This window comes from Chloroflexus sp. (assembly GCF_049970315.1).
Classification (GTDB): Bacteria; Chloroflexota; Chloroflexia; order Chloroflexales; family Chloroflexaceae; genus Chloroflexus.
Genome location: NZ_JBMFNE010000021.1, coordinates 39,507 through 59,422, shown reverse-complemented (window position 1 = coordinate 59,422; position 19,916 = coordinate 39,507). Strand labels below are relative to the sequence as shown.

Below are 19,916 nucleotides of genomic sequence, written 5' to 3'. Positions count from 1 at the left end.
CGATAAACGGCTATGTGGTATGCCGATACCGTTTGCATTTGTATCTGCTTCAGCATACCACACCGGCGAGGATGAATGTCGGCTGTGTGTTCTGCGGAAGATTATCTCACACCCACGAGCAAAGGTTGACAGGCATAGCAAATCGGATCATACTACTAAAAGGTCAACATTTAGACTTTCATACATCGAGCAACTATGAACATCTACGACTTTTCGGCTCGTACCATTGACGGAGAGATACAATCACTCACCGATTATCGCGGCAAAGTGCTCTTAATTGTGAACGTCGCCAGTTACTGTGGATTGGCTCCACAATACGGTGATCTGGAATTGCTTTACCAACGCTATCGCGAGCGCGGGTTGGTGGTTCTCGGCTTCCCTAGCAACCAATTCAACCAAGAACCGGATGACGAAGCAGCGATCAAGGCTTTCTGTATACGAACCTACGCGATCACCTTTCCCCTGTTTGCCAAGATTGAGGTCAACGGCCCCAATACCCACCCTCTCTTTGCCTATCTCAAGGCCCAACAGCCGGGTAGCAGCCCCAACGGCGAGATCAAGTGGAACTTTACCAAGTTTTTAGTTGACCGCAACGGCATTCCGGTGCGCCGCTACGCCCCAACCGATACCATTGGTTCCATCGAGCGCGATCTGGTGAAGTTGTTGTAAACCGGTAACGTGTCAACCAAATGAGGGGGAACGAACCTTGTTCATCCTCGTTTGGCTGCGCCCACGCACGGTCAGGGCTATGGCGCTTTCTGTACCGGCGCTGGTGGACGGCTCATTCCCCGATGGATAGGTCACCTCACTCTTTTCGGTGAAGCTGTACCATCCTATCCGCCGGCAAAGGCAACATGTGGAAGGAGGCCGTTTTGCATGAAAGGCGCGGTCAAACGAACGATGCCGCGTCGAAAACGGCTGCCTGCCAAGCGCGAGTTATGCGTCTTCCTCGTGCCGCCAGAGTGAGAAACCTCACAGGAGAGCCGGTCTCCACGACCGGCCGGCCACCTGCCCGGCCTGACCGACTCAAGGAGCAGTTGCTGATGGCGATGGCGGGAAAGGCACCTCATCGTGTCCACAACCCGAAACCCCACCGTTGCATGCGAGAATCCGCACGGCGACGTCGCGTCAACGTTCCATCCATCTGCAGCGAACGGTTGGTGTTGTTGTGCAACGCAGCAGCGTCAGGTAGAAATGCAGGTTATTAGCCTGCTTGCTCATCTAAGGCAAGCACCAATTGAATGGGCTTATCAGACGTTGTGGTCTCGATAAGCACCGTCTCATAACCAGGTTTTATCAACAAGGTTTCTTCCATTGAATTTCTGAGATTTTCTGTCGAGCCTACGTGATAAATGTTCTTTCTACTAGCCCATCCCAATAGGAAGTAATGTGCTGATTGAGACGATACTTGTTTTCTTTCCACATAGACAGCGCAAAACCACATGGCGAGTTTCGAGCAATTCTTGCTAAATCTGCTGCATCATCTTCTGACCATTGCTGATAATAATCTGTATGTCTGCCAATGTAAGGCGGGTCAAGATATACAAGATCGTCTTCTGTGATATTCTCAAGAACGTCTCGCCAATCTCCAATACGAAATTCCCAATCTTTGTCCTGCATAATGATAAGAATTTGAGAAATTTGATTTACTATCTTGGTTACGTAGGCTTGACGAAAGCAATCTCGCTTCCGAAAAAACAGAATATTGAATTCCCCTTTGCTATTAAAACGCATCACTCCATTGAAACACGACCTGTTGAAGAAAATGAAATCTAAAGGGTCTCCAGTTCTATTGAAACGTTCTCTAACCACGTAATAATAATCTTCACCCTTTGACAATAATATTTTACCTTCTGCGGTCAAGTATGACCTTACGTGTTCGGGCGACAGAATTTCCTTCATAAATTATCTGGGATAACCTGATGATGTGAGGATTAACATCATTGAGTAATGCGCGTCCTAGCTGAACATTGAACAAGACTACGCCTGATCCAAGAAACGGTTCTATCCACCGTCCTTTACCATTCCAGGAAATGTTACTCAAGATGAATTGAACAAGTTTCGTTTTAATCCCCTGACACTTTAGCGGAGGGACAATTACTTGCTTTACTGTGCGCGGTAAACCTTGAAGAACTATCACTTTGCCCAGCCTTTGTATTTCAAATAACTACGCAAATTGGTATAAGGCGGCCGCTTCAATTTCGCTGCTCTTGCCATATCTTCGGTCAAGTAATACATCCAATAGTCATCAAAAACATCTTCTCCTAACGACGCAAACGGACCAGACCCATGTACAAGCTTACCAATCTCCATAACCGAACCAATATTCTTGGTATTACCACTCCCTGGACGGTCAGATGCAATGCGATATTTTTCTTGAGCAAAGAATGGTAACCAAGAACATGAGTTGCGCCAACAAACGTGTCGAACAGCGATTCTAAGTCGTCCTCATAAGCTCGGTTGCAGAGTGCGATGATGGTTTTCCGATCTACATCTGACAAGCATGCGCCTTGAATTTCTTGGATAGTTAGCCGGTTATCACTCAAGATACCGATTGATACTTGTGTACTTGCCCAACGGTTGGTTTCAACAAAAACCCTGTCCGTCCGTATAACCGGTCAAGAATGAATTCGATCATTCGTGCTACGACAGCGAACATTCCGAAAAGCGTAAGGAATACAATGAAAACGTTCCAAACGAAATCGAAACCTGTTGGTTTGAGAAACTCTACGGTGTTGTTTATCCCTGATGTACAGTGATCAATGTTGCGCACCAGGTAGTCTCTTTTAACAAAGCCTGATTCAACACATTCTTTGATGTTGCCGTTTAAACGCTCAAAATTCCTAAACTTTATAGGCAAACTTATAGCCGTATAGAAATCCGCCCTATCTTGTAGTTGAAAGTGTAAATGAGGTTCGGAAGAATCCTCCGAATGCCTGCACTCGCCTATTTTCTGTCCTGAGATAACCATCTCGTCTTTTTTCACTGGTATGCTGCCTACCTTCAAATTCGCATAAAGTGCATATCTCTCAGTATCATGCTTTATCACAACATAGTTTCCGCCCAGCCTATCCCTGCTTGGTAGTAATCCCTAATGTTTTCCTGTATATCTTCCACCACCATGTCTGCGGCTACAAGTATAGGCTTTCCAAAAGCAAAGTAATTTTCTGGTTTGCTTGCGCTGTGTTGATGGGTTTTTCCAGAGTTGCTAACGACTACAAAATCATAAGCATACCTTTGTCCTACTAGATTCCACGAATGCGAAATTTGTTTGCGAATACCATCATTAACAACCTTCCATGTTCCTTCAAATGGTAGCGCAAAACTCACCGTATCGTCATAGACGACACCTTTGATACACGCTCGACCGATGGCTATACATTGCCCTGTGGCTTATCGTACAGTTTGTACGAAACCATAGAGATTGAAAATTGACCAAATAAAAACCGAGATGAGATTCTCAAAGAATATTTTTAGCGACGTGACAAAAGACATTGCTCTCTCGATTGTTTTAGGGCGAAGCGCCCAACAGCTATGTCATATGTCAAGTGGCGAAGCGTGAAAGCCAGATTCCTGCGCGAAAGGGGTTTCCCTGCCTGCAACGTCAATTCTTCCGCGACGTCTGTCGCTCTAGATGGAGCTTCCCCTTCCGGTCTCGTCCCCGGCGGAACTCGAAGCCGAGAAGGTCAAAGCCAGTCTTGCCCAGGTCCTTCTGCAGGCTGAACGCTATCACCCGCGTCTTCTCCTCCGACAATTCCAGCTCAACCTGCTCCGGCCGTTCCTTCAACTCTATCGTCCCACTCAGACCGGTTATTCTCTGAATTCAAGATAAAAGTGGTAGCTCAGTCTGAGCAGGTGAAGTCAAGGGATGTGACGGTAGTGGCACGCCTACTTATGAGTACGTACTACCTGACCCCATACGATACTTGAGGTCGTAATTGACGATAAACTCAAGTTCCTCATCGGTAAAGCCGTAGTGCTTCGCCAGCAAGCAGTCGATACGATCAAGAAGGGGTTTTGCACGAGCAGCATCAATATTGATCTCCCTCATCTGAATGATCGCCCCTCGGCGTAAGCGGGTCGTTTGATGGGCTGCATAGGTCGCCAGTAATGCCTGCTCTAGTTCAATGTATGGACGAACATCAATTGCAGATATATCAAACACCGGTAGTTCCAACACTTCACGTGACACCACATCCATACAATTGGAATTGATAATCCAATACCAATAAAAAAGTTGGCTATTGAGTAATACCAAGACGACCGGTCGAATTGCTTCAGGAACAATGATCGGTTTGTAGTGTGACGATAGCTTGACAAGCAGCGCCTTACGCCAATAACGTCCGCCTGAATGATAATAAATAGCAACACCGTCTTTTACGACAAAATCTTTGAGCTTTTTACGGTGTGCATGCATTTTTTTGAGCAGAGTCACCTCAATCGGTTGACCAACTTTAGGTACAGGATTTGCGTGAGTGGGAATACCCGGCCAATAACAATATATGATCTTTTCAAACAAGTAGCGCCGATCACTGTGTTTGCCGCTAAACCAGCGGTAGTAGGAGGTGGAATACACGCGCGGTGCCGTTGTGGCACGGTGAAGTAGGGTAATCGTGAGATTCATATCCACACCGGCAAAGAACTTACCGGGTCTTACCGCATAATGACTGTGCCACTGTGTGTAATGACGGTAGATGTGCTGCAATGATCGCATACGTTCAGTTGAGATCGATGCGATCGGTACAATCATACCAAACCTTCCTCGCTCAGATAATAGATTTAATGCTCGTTCGATGATAAACGCATACACATTTCCCGTATCTTCAGTTTGATAATTGACAATACGGTAGATATGCTTCACGTTACTGTAGGCAAGATACGGCGGATTACCGACAATCACGTCAAAACCACCACTATTGAGAATTGTGAACCATACACTACACCAGTGAAACGGTTGGGTATTATAGGAGCCGTTTGGCAGGACCCATAGTAACCCTGCCTGTTGCAAGGCGTGATCAAGATGAGCATTGATTGCTTCTAGCCGTTGATGGATCCGACAGCGTAGGATGCGACGACCGACGTGATCAAGATCGGAGCGGAGCTGCGCCGCACGATAGCTATCCAATTCGCGTTGGACATCCTGAATCTCGGCGAGCAGTTGTGCGTGATCCGGCGCAACCTGATCACTAATCTCTGCCGGCTGGGCAAACCCAACCAGTGCATTCCCGGTCTGAATGTTGACATCGATATCCGGTAATGATGCGAGATGTTGGGCATGATCGAGATCGGCAACCATGCGCAGCCAGAGGCGTAATTTGCAGATTTCAACTGCCTCGGCCATCAGATCAACCCCGTACAGATTGTGCAGAATAATGCTTTTGGTAATAAAGGATGCGCGGTTGGCGTGCCCATTTGCTTCTGCCAGCACCTCTTGCAATGGTAGACCGGCGGTCTGCTTCTGCGCAACCAGTTCCTCCATCCGGTTGAGAACTGCCGCATAGATCGGTTGCAGAATCTGCAGCGCCGCGAAGAGAAATGCACCTGAGCCAACGGTAGGATCGAGCACACTGAGCGGTAATTGTCCTCGCGCCGGATCGCCGGCCAAGACGGTGTAGAGGGCATATACTTGCGGTGCAGTGAGCAGCGGTATCAGATCAGAGATGAGCGCTTCAAGGTTAAGGTTCGCCGTGATCGCATCATTGATCGTTGTAATCTGGCCCGCTTTCGCTGCCGCTACAATTGCCGCGACCTGCGCTCGTCGTATGGCGTGTTCGTGGGTCGTTTCGGTCGGCAATGGCTCCGTCTGCTGCATTGCCGGGTATATGTATTTGCTAATGTTTTGCGCAATGTTGAGCGGTGCAAGCGATAACTCGGCTTTGTCAAACAAAACAGGAATGATTGTTGAGCGGCAAATGTAACCAGAAATATCATCACGTGTATAGTACGCACCCGTCTGTTTTTGATTAATGTCCTTTTCTAAAATGTATCCCATCATATCGGGATCGATCTCGCGCTTATCGGTACCGGATCGGCGATGTACACACCAACGCCACGTATCGAAAAAGGTAAAGAGTTGGGCAAAGGCGTGATCGGGAATATCCAGCGCTGCGCCGTACCGCTCCTCAAGTGGATGCAGGACGAACAGGCTACTGTTGAGATAGGGGACATCGCCGAGAAGTTGGTTAACCGCCGGGTTGCGTTGCTTGGGTTCACAACTCAAACCCTGAAAAAAGAGGGTTTGCAACACATCACGATAGTAGCGATGAGGTCCTCGATGCGTTGTGCTCCATTCAAGCCGTTCACGTAGATAATCGGTGTTGTTATTCAAAAAACCTTTTTGCTGAATAAAATAGATAAACATCAAGCGACTGATCAGCACAGAAGCGTACCAATTCCGATCATGTTCCGCTGGAATACCACGTATACTTGCCTGAAACGCTTCACGCTGCTGTTGGAATTCTTCGTAGAAATGGTTAGCCACCCGTTCAGTATTAACATCCTGAGTTGATGGTGGTGTGAAACGAGACATTTCAAACTGCATACCACAATACTTGCGGTTACCCTACCGGTTTTTGCCCACTACCATTGCTGCAATTGGCGTTATCACCCCTCGCCAACCTGGGCCCCAGCCACCGCCACTTGACCCAACGCCAACCCACCATCGTTTGGTGGAGCAAGCCGTGGGATCAATACGGTAAAGCCATCGGCTTGCAGCATACCGGCCAACGTCTCTAGCAGCAGCACATTTTGGAAGACCCCACCACTGAGCGCAACGATGGCCAGACCACGCTCATCACGGACACGCCGGCACGCCGTCAAGAGCGCCTGCGCCACGCCGTGATGTACCCTGCCCGCGATTACTGCCGGTGCGATCCCGGCCCGCAGATCATCAACCAGCGCCGCCAGCAACGCCAATCCGTCGAGCGTGAACGGCCCGCCGGCAGTGGCTGGCTCACGCAGCGGCATGGAATAGGGCGGCTGCTGCGGATCGGCAATCTGCTCGAAGCGAATGGCTAGCTCGCCTTCGTAACGGGCAATCTGGCCCATTCCGGCCAGTGCAGCGGCGGCATCGAACAGCCGGCCAAGACTTGAGGTGCGTGGACTATTGAGGTTCCGTTCAATCATCCGGGCCAGCACCTGCCATGCTGACTGATCGAGCTGTTGGGTAAACGGCAATGCCAGCCGCCAGAAATCAGGGCCGTAGAGCTGAGCTAGCGCCGCCGCCGCTATTCGCCACGGTTGGCGTACCGCCTGCTCGCCGCCGGGTAGAATCAGATGACCCAGATGACCTACTCGCTCGTAGGAAGCACACGTCGCTACCAGCACTTCACCGCCCCACACCGTCCCATCAGGCCCGTAGCCGCTGCCATCGGCGGCTACCCCGATCACCGGCCCGGCGTGACCGTATTCGGCCAGCACCGCCGCGATATGGGCATGATGGTGCTGGACCCCGATCTTGCGCGCAATCGGCATTGCCAGCGCCGCTTGGGTGGCCAGATAGCCGGGATGCAGGTCATACGCGACAACTGCCGGTGTGATGTCAAACAGCCGTTGAAAATGGGCAATCCCCTCGTGAAATGAGCGCAATGTCGGCAGATTTTCTAGATCACCGATGTGATGACTGAGAAATACTTCGCGACCACGACCAAGGGCAAACGTGTTTTTGAGATGGCCGCCACAGGCAAGGATCGGGCATGGCAACTCAGCAGCCAGGGTAATCGGAGCCGGGGCATACCCGCGTGACCGCCGGATCAGGAGCGGTCCACCGACAGCAACACTGGCTACACTATCATCGCAGCGCATATGGATGGGGCGGTTGTGGGTGAGAAAAGCATCGGCAATCGGCCCTAGCCGTTGCGCCGCATCATCATCCTCGTATGCAATCGGCTCATCGCTCAGATTGCCGCTGGTCAGCACGATGACCGCCACCCGCGCCGGCCCGACCGCTGCCGCGTATTCAGCCAGCAGCAGATGATGCAACGGCGTGTACGGTAACATCACCCCCAGCGTCTGCATTCCCGGTGCAACCGATAGCGCAACCGGCGCGCTAGGCCGGCGCGGCATCAGTACGATCGGGCGGGTTGGACTGGTCAGCAACGCGCGCGCTGCTGGATCGATGATGCACAGTTGCTCAGCCGTTGCTTCATCACGGGCCATCAAGGCCAGCGGCCGCGCTTCGCGCTGCTTGCGTTGACGCAACCGACTCACCGCCGCTTCATCATCGGCGGCGCAGGCGAGATGGTAGCCGCCAAGCCCCTTGATCGCTACGATCTGGCCCTGCGCCAGAGCCGCCGCCGCTGCTATCAGCGGATCCGAGGAAGACGCCTCCGCAGCGCCAACCTCGCCAACCGTGAACTGCTCAACCGATACCCCAGTTGCTCCCCTCTTTCCGCCGGCGGGGAGAGGGGTTGGGGGTGAGGGCTGTTCCTTTGTCCCTATCTTCCCACTCCCCACTCCCTGCGCAAACCGTACCTGCGGCCCGCACACCGGGCAAGCCGTCGGCTGAGCATGAAACCGGCGATCACGCGGATCTTCGTATTCGGCTCGACACCGTTCGCAGAGCAAAAAGGTGCGCATCGTGGTATTGGCCCGGTCGTAGGGTACATCAAGCACAATCGTAAAGCGGGGGCCACAGTTGGTGCAGTTGGTAAAGGCATAACGATAGCGCCGGTCGGTAGGATCGAATATCTCACGCAAACAATCACGACAAGTTGCCGTATCTGGCGCGATCAGCGTGCGGCGTTGCGTCTGAGCTTGACTAGCCGCAATCACAAACTCACGCTCACCGACCAACGCCAACGGTTCGATACTCACCTGCTCGATGCGGGCTAGTGGCGGCGCTTCACGTTGCAGTGCAGTCACAAACTCGTGGAGTGTATACTCCTCACCCTCGATCTCAATTGTCACGCCGGCGCTATCGTTGCGCACAAACCCGGCCAGCCGCCATCTTTTAGCCAAGCTAAACACAAAGGGCCGGAAGCCGACCCCCTGCACAATCCCGCGCACGTTGACTCGCCAGCGTCGTTGCTGGGGGTTGGTTATCGTTTGTTCTGTCATTGTTATGTTTAGTTAAAACGCAAGTACACAACTGCTAGCCGTCTTTCCACCTCGTCGGCTGCCGTTGTGATCCCAACATTTTAATGCAACGTCACTTGCGCTATCACTGTAGCACGCATCCCCATTTTGCACAAGATAATCCCGAACGCTTGCACCTCTATCATAACCAAGGGTTATGAAGTTATCACTTGACGTTAATGATTCGTGACCGCTATGATTCGTACCAACAATCACGTTTTACACATCACCACCGGCCAGGCCGCCACACTTCAGGTTTTGCTCGCCGCAGTGTGTTTGTGAATTTGAATTTGGTTTCGCTACTGTCACCCCTGCATGAGGAACGTAATGAGCAGCAATGGCTCCACCACGTATGCCGACCGTCCGCTGAACGCCGCCGCGTTACTCGACCGGCTCAACGAACCGCAGACGGCTGCCGCGTTACACCGCTTGCTTGACCACGCTGAATTGCTGGCCTTTTCCGCCGGTGCAGTTGATAGCCTGTTGCAACGCGGTGAAGTGATCGCTGATAATGTAGCAGCCAGCGTGCAAGAACTGCGCACGGCGCTGCCGGCGGAGAGCGGCGAATTGGCTGGCCAATTGGTGCGGCTGGCGCGCACGCTGCCACAGTTGACCGATACGGTTGAGCAACTGGCCACGCTCACCGGCCAACCGGCCTTTCAACGTTTGCTCGTCACCCTCAGCAAGCCGCAAACCCTCGCGGCGCTTGACCGGTTGCTCGGCCAGAGCGAGTTGCTCGCCTTCCTCGTCAGCGCGCTCGATCACCTACTCGCTCGCGGTGATGAACTGACCGAAAATATCCGTAGTTCAGTCAAAGAGCTGCGCGCGGTGATGATGGCACAATCACTCACACCGAATCAGTTGATCGATACCGTAGTGAAGTTTTTGCCTTACTTCCCGCGTCTTGTAGCCGTCGCTCCGAGTTTCATCAGGGTGATCGAAAAGATTGAGCCGTTTATCGCTTCCGAAGAGTTCGATGCGCTGCTTGACTCCGGCGTTTTTCATCCCGATACCGTCCAACTGGTCGGCGAAGCCGGCGATGCCTTCGTCGCCAGCCGCGAGGCGCTGCGCCAGTCGCCCAAGCCGGTTGGTCTGTTTGGCCTGCTCCGCGCCTTGCGTGATCCCGATGTGCAGCGCGCCGCTGGCCTGATTGTCGAATTTGGCCGCCGGTTCGGTAGTTCGTTGAAGTAAAGGAGCGTCAAGACGCTAGAGATGCAAACGCCAAGACGCTAAGACGCAAAGGGTTTGTTGAGTAAGAGTACTGCTATGCTTAAGCCAAAACCCAAAAAATCTCTGCGATCTTCGCGCCTTTGCGTTAAACCCTTTGCACCTTTGCTCACTCTGCGCCTTTGCGTTAACCGTCTTTGCTCACTCTGTGCCTGTACGTTCAAACCCTATGCATGAGTTATCAATTGCCTACAACATCGTCAATATTGCCAGCACCGCCGCTGCCGAAGCCGGCGCCGAAGAGATCAGCGCCGTCCATTTACGGATTGGTGCGCTGGCCGGCGTCGTCGCCGATGCGCTGCGGTTTAGCTTCGCGATTGCAGCCGAAGGTACCCCGCTGGCGAACGCCGAATTAGTGATCGAAGAAGTTCCGGTTGTGGTCTTTTGTCCCGACTGCAACACCGAAGTCATACTCCCAAACCCTCGCCTCTTCCGCTGCCCACACTGTGGCCGGCCATGCGGTCAGATTATTCATGGGCGGGAATTGGAACTAGTCGCACTGGAGACACCATGAGCTACGAAGCAAAACGGTTAATCGAAATTCGGCAAGGCGTATTGAGCAAGAACGACCAACTTGCCGCCGAGTTGCGTCGTCGTTTTCACGCGGCCGGTACGTTCGTCGTCAACCTGCTCTCCAGCCCCGGCGCCGGTAAGACCAGCCTACTCGAAGCCACGATGCGCGCACTACTGACCGAATACCGGGTCGCAGTACTCGTCGGTGATCTTGCCACCGACAACGATGCCCGCCGGTTGGCGCGCAGTGGTGGCTTGGTCCGCCAGATTCAAACCGGCGATATGTGCCATCTTGAAGCCGATATCGTTGCTCGCCACCTCGAAGGTTGGGATCTGAACGCAATTGATCTGCTCTTTATCGAAAATGTCGGCAATCTGGTCTGTCCGTCTGGATACGACCTTGGCGAGGCCGCACGGGTTGTGTTGTTGTCAACGACTGAGGGCGAGGATAAGCCGCTCAAATATCCGTCAACCTTCGCAACCGCCGATGCCGTCTTGCTGACCAAGATGGATCTCGCCGGACCGGTAGGTTTTGATCGCGCCACCGCTGAAGAGAATATTCGCGCCGTTAACCCGCAGGCCCCGATTATTGCAACCTCGGCTCACCGTGCCGATGGTTTGGACGAGTGGATCAGGTGGTTGCATGACCGGATGCGTAACCGAACACGGTTTGAGGGTGCTGAAAGATAGGCATACATCTTGGGAAGACGATGTGACGCAGACCCGGAGCGGGATCGTGGTGATACGATAAACCACAAGCTCTATTGCAGTAAGGAGGCGAAATTCGATGGCAACACTGCTCTGGCTACAGGGAGGCGCCTGTAGCGGCAACACGATGTCGTTTCTCAACGCCGAGGAACCAAGCGCCTGTGATCTCGTGACCGATTTCGGCATCGAGATCCTCTGGCATCCGTCGTTAGGCATGGAATTAGGCGAAAACGCGAAGCGGATTTTCTACGACTGCGCCAGCGGTGCTCGCCCACTCGACATCTTTGTCTTTGAAGGAACGGTCATTCAAGCGCCGAATGGCACCGGACGCTTCAACATGTTTGCCGACCGCCCAATGCAAGAATGGGTACGCGAGTTGGCTGCACAGGCGAGTATCGTCGTCGCTATCGGCGATTGTGCTTGCTGGGGCGGTATCCCGGCAATGGCTCCCAATCCCAGCCAATCGACCGGTCTCCAATTCCATAAGCGCGAACTCGGAGGTTTTCTCGGACCAAACTGGCGCTCGAAGGCCGGTTTACCGGTTATCAACATCCCCGGCTGCCCGGCCCATCCCGACTGGGTGACGCAGATTCTAGTCGCTATAGCCAGTGGTCGCGCCACCGACATTGCCCTCGATGAGTTACAACGTCCGCAGACGTTCTTTACCAGCTTCACCCAAACCGGCTGCACGCGCGTGCAGTTCTTTGAGTATAAGCAGTCCACTCTCGAATTTGGGCAGGGTACCCGCACCGGCTGCCTGTTCTACGAATTTGGCTGTCGTGGCCCGATGACCCGCTCGCCCTGCAATCGCATCCTCTGGAACCGCCAGTCCTCGAAGACCCGCGCTGGTATGCCATGCACCGGCTGCACTGAACCAGAGTTTCCCTTCTTCGATCTCGCTCCCGGCACCGTCTTCAAGACGCAGAAGATTAGCGGCGCGATCCCGAAAGAAGTACCAACCGGGACCGATCCGATCAGCTATATGGCACTGGCAGCAGCGGCACGAGTGGCAGCTCCGAAGTGGGCTAAAGAAGACATGTTTGTTGTATAAACGAGGGAGAGGCTGGTAATGGTCAACAGTATCGAGAATCCGGCAACCATCACAGGGCGTGATCTGCGCATTAGCCCACTTGGTCGCGTTGAAGGTGATCTTGATCTGCGCGTGACGATTCGCGATGGTGTTGTGACGAGTGCATGGACGGAAGCTTCGATGTTCCGCGGCTTCGAGATCATTCTCAAGGGGAAAGACCCCCAGGCCGGCCTGATCGTCACGCCGCGGATCTGCGGTATTTGTGGTGGCAGTCACTTGACGAAAGCAGCCTACGCGCTTGATACCGCATGGCAAACCGAACTACCACCCAACGCAACCTTGATCCGCAATATTGCCCAAGCCTGTGAGACATTACAAAGTATTCCGCGTTGGTTTTATGCGCTGTTTGCCATTGACCTGACAAACAAGAAGTACGCGCACCTACCCGAATACGATGAGGCGGTACGCCGGTTTGCACCGTTTGTTGGGACGAGCTATGAACACGGTGTGACCCTCTCGAATAAGCCGGTTGAGATATACGCCATCTTCGGCGGCCAGTGGCCCCACTCGAGCTTCATGATCCCCGGCGGCGTGATGTGTGCACCAACACTCGCCGATGTGACACGCGCTATCGCCATCCTCGAATATTGGAAAGACGAGTGGCTGAAGAAGAAATGGCTCGGTTGCTCGGTCGATCGCTGGCTACAAAACAAGAGCTGGGCCGACGTGATAGAGTGGATGCACGAGAACGAACGCCATTACAACTCCGATTGCGGTTTCTTTCTCCGCTTTGCGATGGCTGCCGGCCTCGATAAGTACGGCGCCGGTTGGAATAACTACATCGCTACCGGTACCTACTTCCACCCCGAACTGTACGCCCGCCCGACGATCGAGGGGCGTAACGCGGCGCTGATCGCTCGTTCGGGTGTGTATGTGAACGGACAGTTCTACGATTTCGATCAAGCTCATGTGCGCGAAGACGTGACCCACTCGTTCTACGAGGGAAACCACGCGCTGCACCCGTTTGAGGGACGCACTGAGCCAATCGATCCCGCGATCGGACATCGACAGGGGAAATACTCGTGGGCGAAAGCGCCACGCTATCTCATCCCCGGCATTGGCAGCCAGCCGGTCGAAGCCGGCCCACTGGCCCGCCAAGTCATCGCCGGTCGGCCCGGCGCTACCGATTGGCAAGACTACGACCCGCTCTTCCTCGATGCGGTAACGACGGTTGGGCCGAGTGTGTTGGTGCGCGTGATGGCGCGTATGCACGAAGCACCCAAGTACTATAGGTTGGTGCGGAAGTGGCTCGACCAGATCAATCTACACGAGAAGTTTTATGTCAAACCGAAAGAGCTGCCCGAAGGACGCGGGTTTGGCTCGACTGAAGCCGCTCGTGGCAGTCTCTCTGACTGGATCGTGCTTAAGGACGGCAAAATCGAGAATTATCAGGTGGTGACACCAACGGCATGGAACATTGGCCCGCGTGACGGGCGTGAGGTCAATGGGCCGATGGAGCAAGCCTTTATCGGTACCCCGGTTGCCGATCCCAACGATCCGGTTGAACTCGGCCATGTGGCGCGGAGCTACGACTCGTGCCTCGTCTGTACAGTGCATGCCTACGACGAAAAGACCGGCAAAGAGTTGGCGCGGTTCCGTATTGGTGAAGGCGCGTAGCAGGGGCAAGCACGCAAGGACGTTTGCGCCGGTGGTTGGGGCAATCGCCGACGCAGACGAACCCGCGTTGCTCAGGCTGGAGTGATAGACCTACTGATTATGGAGTGTGGCAGTCTAACTGCCGCCCTCCAAAAAGACAAATCTCTCGTCTTTATCGCTAGATTATTATGTCATGCTAGAACAACTCCTAATCATCGGTTGTGGCAACCTATTACGTGGCGACGATGCGGTCGGGCCGGTATTAGTGCGGCGCTTGCTCGAACTTGGCCTGCCGCCCGGCGTTGGCATAGCCGATGCTGGCACCAGCGGGATGGATGTCGCCTTCCGGATGCGCGGGATCGATACGGTGATCCTTGTTGATGCAGTGCGGACCGGAGCCAACCCCGGCACAATCTATGCGGTACCGGGTTCGATGGTTGAACAATTACCGCCACTAAGTGGTATTAACCTGCACGCGTTTCGCTGGGATCACGCGCTAGCGTTTGGCCGCTGGTTGCTCAAAGATGCGTACCCACGTTCAGTGCAGGTGTATTTGATCGAGGGAGCCGACTTCACCATCGGCGCGCCGCTCAGCCCAGCGGTTGCTGCGCGGATGGAAGACTTAGCTCAACATTTGAGTCGCGATCCTTGGCAACCATATCCCGGTTATCGAACGATTACCGATCAAGGCGATGGAGAATTGGCTGCTTGAACTTACCACCCATGGTTATCTGCATATGCCGGCAGTGCTGGCCGAACGCTACTTTCCGTCCGGCGTACTGGTAGCCTTCTTGCGTAATAACGAGATTTGGCTCGCGCCACTACGTGGACCGGCAGCCGGTGGATTACTACTCAAGCAACGCAATGCTCGCGGTGATCGTAGTGTATTGCTGTCGGAGGTTTTACCATCACCTACGCCACCCGGTTACCGACGGGCTGTGTGGGATGAAGAGCAGGGTGTCTTACGCATTGCCCGTGATCCGACATTGGAGCATACGTCATGATTGCTGTTCGTCCGCAACCATTAGGTATCTTTGCACTACCCGCTGGCTACCTTATCTTACCACCGAGCGATGCACGTACCGCCGCTCCAGCGCTGACGGCGCTGCTCCGCGGCGCGCGCCCCGATGAATGGCCGCCAGAATGGATTTTTTACGCTCACGCACTAGACGGCAACATCAAAGCAGCCCTGGCTGCTTTACCGGCTTCGTCCGATCCGCTCACCCGCTACAATCGCTATGTACTCGATGGCGCGCCGGCCGATGATCTGATTCTGAGCACTCTCTTAACCGGTGAACTGGCCAGCTTACAAGGTGTCGCTGCCTTTACGATGGGTCATCGCAATGAACCCCCGTCACCGACAGGTACAACCGGTGAAGTACGCGCACTCGTTTTTATGACCCATGCTGCTGCCGCTATTGAACGCAACGACATCCTCGCTGCCGATCAGGCATTCGCCGATGCACTGGCCGCTGCCGTGAACGTATCGCCGGTGCTGGCCGGGTATATCGCTCTGAATCGTGCTGAACTGGCAATCCAACACGGCGGTGAACTGTCCCTCATCACACGCTGGCTGCAACAAGCCCTTGATCTGATCCCGGCAGAAAGCGGGGCTGAACAACGTGCTCGGGCGGCCGTCCAGTTGGGCCAACTGCTACAAGAGCGTGCCAATGACCAACGCGGGCTGTTGCAAGCTGCTGTGCGCTGCTACCAAGAGGCCCTGCGCTTCTACCGGCGCGAGACCCATCCGCTAGAGTTTGCTTTCATCCAGAACAATCTGGCGCTGGCCTACCTCGCCATGCCGATGACCGAAGCTGGCGACCGGTTGCGCGGTGCGATTGCGGTACAGGCGCTGCGCGCGGCTCTCAGCATCTACGACCCCAATCGGCATCCTCACGAATGGACCAGCGCACGTCTCAATTTGGCGAACGCGCTGCAATACGTTCACTCGGCCCGTCCAGCCGAGCATCTGCTCGAAGCGGTGGCGATTTACGAAGACCTGTTACAGCGGCGCGACCCGGCTGCCGATCCGGCTGGCTATGCCCGCATTTTGGCCAATCTGGGCAATGCCCTTGCCCATCTCGGCATCTTCGCCGAAGCCCGCGAGCGGTTGCTGCAAGCCGAGCACCTCTTTGCCCAGATCGGTGATGAGTCGGCAATAATGACGTTGCGTGAGTTATTGGCAAACATCGATCAGCACGAGGCCGTCGGAAAGTAGAGTCAGACGGCTGTTCGGCTCCGGCAGGCGCAAAGAGGGCAAAGACGTGAGGATGATAAACGCAAAGGTGCAAAGAACGTAAAGAGCGCAAAGGTGTTTTATGGTTTTGTCACAAACCATCCTTAAATTGACCACCAATCAAAGCCTTTGCGCACCTTTGCGCCTCTGCGTTGGCAGGCGCAAAGAGGGCAAAGACGTGAGGATGATAAACGCAAAGGTGCAAAGAACGTAAGGAGCGCAAAGGTGTTTTATGGCAAGAATACGAATGTACGCTGGCCAATTTGCTTCAGTGCAAAGAACGTAAAGAGCGCAAAGGTGTTTTATGGTGTTGTCACAAACCATCCTTAAATTGACCACCAATCAAAGCCTTTGCGCACCTTTGCGCCTCTGCGTTGGCAGGCGCAAAGAGGGCAAAGACGTGAGGATGATAAACGCAAAGGTGCAAAGAACGTAAGGAGCGCAAAGGTGTTTTATGGTTTTGTCACAAACCATCCTTAAATTGACCACCAATCAAAGCCTTTGCGCACCTTTGCGCCTCTGCGTTTAAGAATCTCTGCTCTCTGCTCCCTTTTCATATCTCGGTTGAGAAGAGTATGGAAGCATTCCAACGCCAACAATTTGATCTGCTGCTGATGATGGCAACCGAACGATTCGTCGAACGGATCGTCGAGCGCTGCGCCGGCCCCGAAGCAGGGTTGGCAAGCCTTCGCCGAGGTGTTAGTTCTCCGTAGCGAAGAGACGCTTGAACAAATGACCGGCTACGGCTAGCTCCAATTGGAGATGACCACCTAACCATCACACCGTTGTGACTCAATACCAGGCGAGGACAGCAATGACTCAAACTGTACCCGACGATACCGGTCTACTCGAACAAGCCGCTGCACGGGTTGATGCGGCGGTGGCCGCCGTCGCCAAGCTCGAACCGGTGGCGCAGACTGCCGCTACCGAGTTGAAGCAGGCGATCGAGGCTTTTCATAAACTGGCCCTAACCACGATCGTTCGCCGGCTCAAGCAAGACCCGCGCGGTAAAGAGCTGTTGCTCGAACTGGTTGAAGACCCCGCCGTATACGCGCTCTTGCTGATGCACGGCATTGTGCGGGCCGACCCGCTCACCCGCGCCCGCCGCGTGCTCGACGGCGCGCGCCCGTATATGCAGTCGCACGGCGGCGATGCCGAGTTGGTTGAAGTGCGCGACGGCATAGCCTACGTGCGCTTGCATGGCTCATGCAACGGCTGTTCGCTCTCGGCCTTTACCTTGCGCAAACACGTTGAAGAGGTGCTGTTACGCGAGGTGCCGGAAATTACTCGCCTTGAGGTGGTGAACGATCAAGCGACGCCGGCCATTCTCCGTGCCGAAGCGCAGGAATCGCCGGCCATCGAGAAGGGATGGGTGCGTGGCCCCGCCGTCGCCGAGGTGCTACCCGGCCAGATGGTGAGCTTCGCCAGCGAACGCGGCAGCGTGCTGATCGTCAATCTGACCAACCGGCTGAGCGCCTACCGCAACGCTTGCGCCCATCAAGGCCGCCCGCTCGATGGCGGGATGCTTGATCCTGACGCTGGCACGCTGACCTGTCCGTGGCACGGCTTCTGTTTCGATGTCCAGAGCGGCGAGTGCCTGACTGCGCCGCAAGCACAGCTTGAGCCGTTTCCGCTCCGAGTCGTTGATGGCATCATTTGGGTGCGACCGCAATGATGGCAAGTAAGATAGTCCGCTGGCTGGGTGCGCCAGCACCGGGTGGTTTGGCGCTGCCGGCGGCCAACCCGACACCGGCCCATCTCTATGCGCCGCGCGGCGTCTATCTCGACGACGAGCGGCTAATTGTGATTGATTCGGGCAACCATCGCGTCCTAATCTGGCACGAGTTTCCAACGCACGATCACCAACCGGCTGATGTCGTGCTCGGCCAGCCCGATTTCTTCCACGAAGGGCCGCGCGCATCCGGTCACGGCCCTGCCAATGGCTTCCATCTGCCCACCGGTGTAACGGTTGCCGAAGGAAGAATCTACCTTGCCGATGCGTGGCATCATCGTGTATTATGTTGGCATCGCATTCCTAATCGATCCGGCACACCACCCGATAGTGTGATCGGGCAAGATTCACTACTTGACATCGAGCCAAATCGTGGCGGTACGGTTGGGCCGCATACCCTCTACTGGCCGTATGGTGTAGCATGGATCAATGGCTGGTTTTATATTGCCGATACCGGCAATCGACGGGTGTTAGGATGGCGTGGCCTTCCCAGCGACAGACAACCGCCTGATGTGATACTCGGTCAGCCTAATGCCTACAGCAACGCCGAAAATCGCGGCGGCCCGCCGGCTGCCAACAGTTTTCGTTGGCCGCACGCCATCGCCGGCGATGGCGCAACGTTGTATGTCGCTGATGCCGGTAACCATCGGGTATTGGGATGGACACCACCGCCAACGGCTGATCGGCCCGCCGATCTTGTGTTGGGTCAAGCAAGCATGCAGAGCGCGTTTGAACAACCGCACGTGCCGCAGGGAGCGCACCGGCTCCGCTTTCCGTATGCGGCAGCCTGCGCCGGCGACCGGTTATTCGTGGCCGATACCGCCAACAATCGCGTACTGCGGTGGCAACCCATCCCGCGTGCCGGCGCCAGCCTGCCGGCGCAAGCGGTCTACGGCCAATACAATTTCGACGACAGTGGCGAAAACCGCTGGCAAGTCATCGGCCCCGATACGCTCTGCTGGCCCTATGGTCTCTGCGCGCATCGCCAGTGGCTGGCGATCGCTGATTCAGGCAATAATCGGGTCTTGATTTGGGAGGTGTAAGGAACGCAAATCGCAAAGGACGCTACAGTTGCCAACGCTCACGCTCCAACCGTCCTTAACATCTCACATAAAAACTTTTGCGCCCTTCGCGTGCTCTGCTCCTTTGTGTTAACAACCTTTGCGCCTTTGCCTACTCTGCGCCTTCACAGGTTGAAAGGAATTGCGTATGTGTCTCGGTATTCCCGGTCGCATCATCGAAATCTACGACAACGGCCTCACCCGGATGGGCAAGGTCGATTTCAACGGCATCGTCAAAGAAGTGTGTCTCGCCTACCTACCCGATTTGCAAGTTGGTGATTACACGATCGTGCATGTGGGTTTTGCGATAACTCGCCTCGATGAGGAATCGGCGCACGAAACGTTAGCTCTTTTCCAATCGCTCGGAGTGCTTGAAGAGGAACTTAATCCCGATGAGTCGCACGAACCCGTATAAGGGAGAGGTGCAAAGGGATCAAAGGCGCCGAGATAGATACACGCCAAGACGCAAAGGCGCTAAGATGTTATAATGTGAGTCTGTCACTACACTTGTACCACTATACAAAAAACTTGGCGTTCTTCGCGCCTTTGCGTTAAGAACTGGGCTGACATCACCGGCGGGCACACCAACGTCGTGGATACAAAAACTTGGCGTTCTTCGCGCCTTTGCGTTAAGAACTGGGCTGACATCACCGGCGGGCACACCAACGTCGTGGATAC

Annotated in this window: 20 protein-coding genes; 13 read left to right on the top strand and 7 right to left on the bottom strand. The window is 54.5% G+C overall.

Features of this window, described 5'->3' with window-relative positions; translation table 11 throughout:
* The first annotated feature begins 195 nt into the window (after positions 1 to 195).
* Positions 196 to 669: a glutathione peroxidase gene (locus ACP5OT_RS13725; RefSeq protein WP_424675877.1), complete on the top strand. Its 474-nt coding sequence runs from the start codon at positions 196 to 198 to the stop codon at positions 667 to 669.
* Between the two features lie 672 nt (positions 670 to 1,341).
* Here ACP5OT_RS13725 and ACP5OT_RS13720 read toward each other — a convergent pair.
* From ACP5OT_RS13720 to hypF, 7 genes are all read right to left on the bottom strand, one after another.
* Positions 1,342 to 1,902: a DNA adenine methylase gene (locus ACP5OT_RS13720; RefSeq protein ID WP_424675876.1), complete on the bottom strand. Its 561-nt coding sequence runs from the start codon at positions 1,900 to 1,902 to the stop codon at positions 1,342 to 1,344.
* On the bottom strand, positions 1,847 to 2,140 hold the full coding sequence (locus tag ACP5OT_RS13715) for a DNA adenine methylase (RefSeq protein WP_424675875.1): 294 nt from the start codon (positions 2,138 to 2,140) through the stop codon (positions 1,847 to 1,849). The genes ACP5OT_RS13720 and ACP5OT_RS13715 overlap by 56 nt, the downstream gene beginning before the upstream one ends.
* Positions 2,137 to 2,364, bottom strand: a complete 228-nt coding sequence (locus ACP5OT_RS13710) for a type II restriction endonuclease (protein ID WP_424675893.1) — start codon at positions 2,362 to 2,364, stop codon at positions 2,137 to 2,139. The genes ACP5OT_RS13715 and ACP5OT_RS13710 overlap by 4 nt, the downstream gene beginning before the upstream one ends.
* Positions 2,365 to 2,542: 178 nt before the next feature.
* On the bottom strand, positions 2,543 to 3,049 hold the full coding sequence (locus tag ACP5OT_RS13705) for a M23 family metallopeptidase (protein ID WP_424675874.1): 507 nt from the start codon (positions 3,047 to 3,049) through the stop codon (positions 2,543 to 2,545).
* Positions 3,046 to 3,330, bottom strand: a complete 285-nt coding sequence (locus ACP5OT_RS13700; RefSeq protein ID WP_428132432.1) for a hypothetical protein — start codon at positions 3,328 to 3,330, stop codon at positions 3,046 to 3,048. Before ACP5OT_RS13700 ends, ACP5OT_RS13705 begins: the two co-directional genes overlap by 4 nt.
* A gap of 562 nt (positions 3,331 to 3,892) precedes the next feature.
* On the bottom strand, positions 3,893 to 6,541 hold the full coding sequence (locus ACP5OT_RS13695) for an Eco57I restriction-modification methylase domain-containing protein (RefSeq protein ID WP_424675872.1): 2,649 nt from the start codon (positions 6,539 to 6,541) through the stop codon (positions 3,893 to 3,895).
* 62 nt (positions 6,542 to 6,603) lie between these two features.
* Positions 6,604 to 9,057 (bottom strand): carbamoyltransferase HypF, encoded by a 2,454-nt coding sequence (hypF, locus tag ACP5OT_RS13690; protein ID WP_424675871.1) that lies wholly within the window; start codon positions 9,055 to 9,057, stop codon positions 6,604 to 6,606.
* Between the two features lie 345 nt (positions 9,058 to 9,402).
* Between hypF and ACP5OT_RS13685 the strand changes: the two genes are divergently transcribed.
* The 12 genes from ACP5OT_RS13685 to ACP5OT_RS13630 all read left to right on the top strand — a co-directional run bounded on the left by ACP5OT_RS13685 (position 9,403) and on the right by ACP5OT_RS13630 (position 19,653).
* The gene (locus ACP5OT_RS13685) at positions 9,403 to 10,266 is read left to right on the top strand and encodes a DUF1641 domain-containing protein (RefSeq protein ID WP_428113498.1); all 864 of its coding nucleotides are present in this window, start codon (positions 9,403 to 9,405) and stop codon (positions 10,264 to 10,266) included.
* A 205-nt stretch (positions 10,267 to 10,471) separates the two neighbouring features.
* Positions 10,472 to 10,816 carry a hydrogenase maturation nickel metallochaperone HypA gene (hypA, locus tag ACP5OT_RS13680; RefSeq protein WP_424675869.1) on the top strand — a complete coding sequence of 115 codons (345 nt, stop codon included), beginning with the start codon at positions 10,472 to 10,474 and terminating at the stop codon, positions 10,814 to 10,816.
* Positions 10,813 to 11,505 carry a hydrogenase nickel incorporation protein HypB gene (gene hypB / locus ACP5OT_RS13675; RefSeq protein WP_424675868.1) on the top strand — a complete coding sequence of 231 codons (693 nt, stop codon included), beginning with the start codon at positions 10,813 to 10,815 and terminating at the stop codon, positions 11,503 to 11,505. Before hypA ends, hypB begins: the two co-directional genes overlap by 4 nt.
* A 97-nt stretch (positions 11,506 to 11,602) precedes the next feature.
* Positions 11,603 to 12,574, top strand: a complete 972-nt coding sequence (locus ACP5OT_RS13670) for a hydrogenase (protein WP_424675867.1) — start codon at positions 11,603 to 11,605, stop codon at positions 12,572 to 12,574.
* Positions 12,575 to 12,592: 18 nt separating this feature from the next.
* On the top strand, positions 12,593 to 14,230 hold the full coding sequence (locus ACP5OT_RS13665; protein WP_428132430.1) for a nickel-dependent hydrogenase large subunit: 1,638 nt from the start codon (positions 12,593 to 12,595) through the stop codon (positions 14,228 to 14,230).
* Positions 14,231 to 14,402: 172 nt separating this feature from the next.
* The gene (locus ACP5OT_RS13660) at positions 14,403 to 14,921 is read left to right on the top strand and encodes a hydrogenase maturation protease (protein WP_424675866.1); all 519 of its coding nucleotides are present in this window, start codon (positions 14,403 to 14,405) and stop codon (positions 14,919 to 14,921) included.
* Positions 14,902 to 15,213: a hydrogenase maturation protease gene (locus tag ACP5OT_RS13655; protein ID WP_424675865.1), complete on the top strand. Its 312-nt coding sequence runs from the start codon at positions 14,902 to 14,904 to the stop codon at positions 15,211 to 15,213. Before ACP5OT_RS13660 ends, ACP5OT_RS13655 begins: the two co-directional genes overlap by 20 nt.
* On the top strand, positions 15,210 to 16,427 hold the full coding sequence (locus tag ACP5OT_RS13650) for a hypothetical protein (RefSeq protein ID WP_424675864.1): 1,218 nt from the start codon (positions 15,210 to 15,212) through the stop codon (positions 16,425 to 16,427). Before ACP5OT_RS13655 ends, ACP5OT_RS13650 begins: the two co-directional genes overlap by 4 nt.
* 593 nt (positions 16,428 to 17,020) lie before the next feature.
* Positions 17,021 to 17,158 carry a hypothetical protein gene (locus ACP5OT_RS13645; protein WP_428112917.1) on the top strand — a complete coding sequence of 46 codons (138 nt, stop codon included), beginning with the start codon at positions 17,021 to 17,023 and terminating at the stop codon, positions 17,156 to 17,158.
* Positions 17,159 to 17,259: 101 nt separating this feature from the next.
* Positions 17,260 to 18,120 (top strand): NifU family protein, encoded by an 861-nt coding sequence (locus tag ACP5OT_RS13640; RefSeq protein ID WP_424675863.1) that lies wholly within the window; start codon positions 17,260 to 17,262, stop codon positions 18,118 to 18,120.
* Positions 18,120 to 19,220: an NHL repeat-containing protein gene (locus ACP5OT_RS13635; RefSeq protein ID WP_428132427.1), complete on the top strand. Its 1,101-nt coding sequence runs from the start codon at positions 18,120 to 18,122 to the stop codon at positions 19,218 to 19,220. The genes ACP5OT_RS13640 and ACP5OT_RS13635 overlap by 1 nt, the downstream gene beginning before the upstream one ends.
* 166 nt (positions 19,221 to 19,386) lie before the next feature.
* Positions 19,387 to 19,653 (top strand): HypC/HybG/HupF family hydrogenase formation chaperone, encoded by a 267-nt coding sequence (locus tag ACP5OT_RS13630; protein WP_424675861.1) that lies wholly within the window; start codon positions 19,387 to 19,389, stop codon positions 19,651 to 19,653.
* Positions 19,654 to 19,916: the final 263 nt, after the last annotated feature.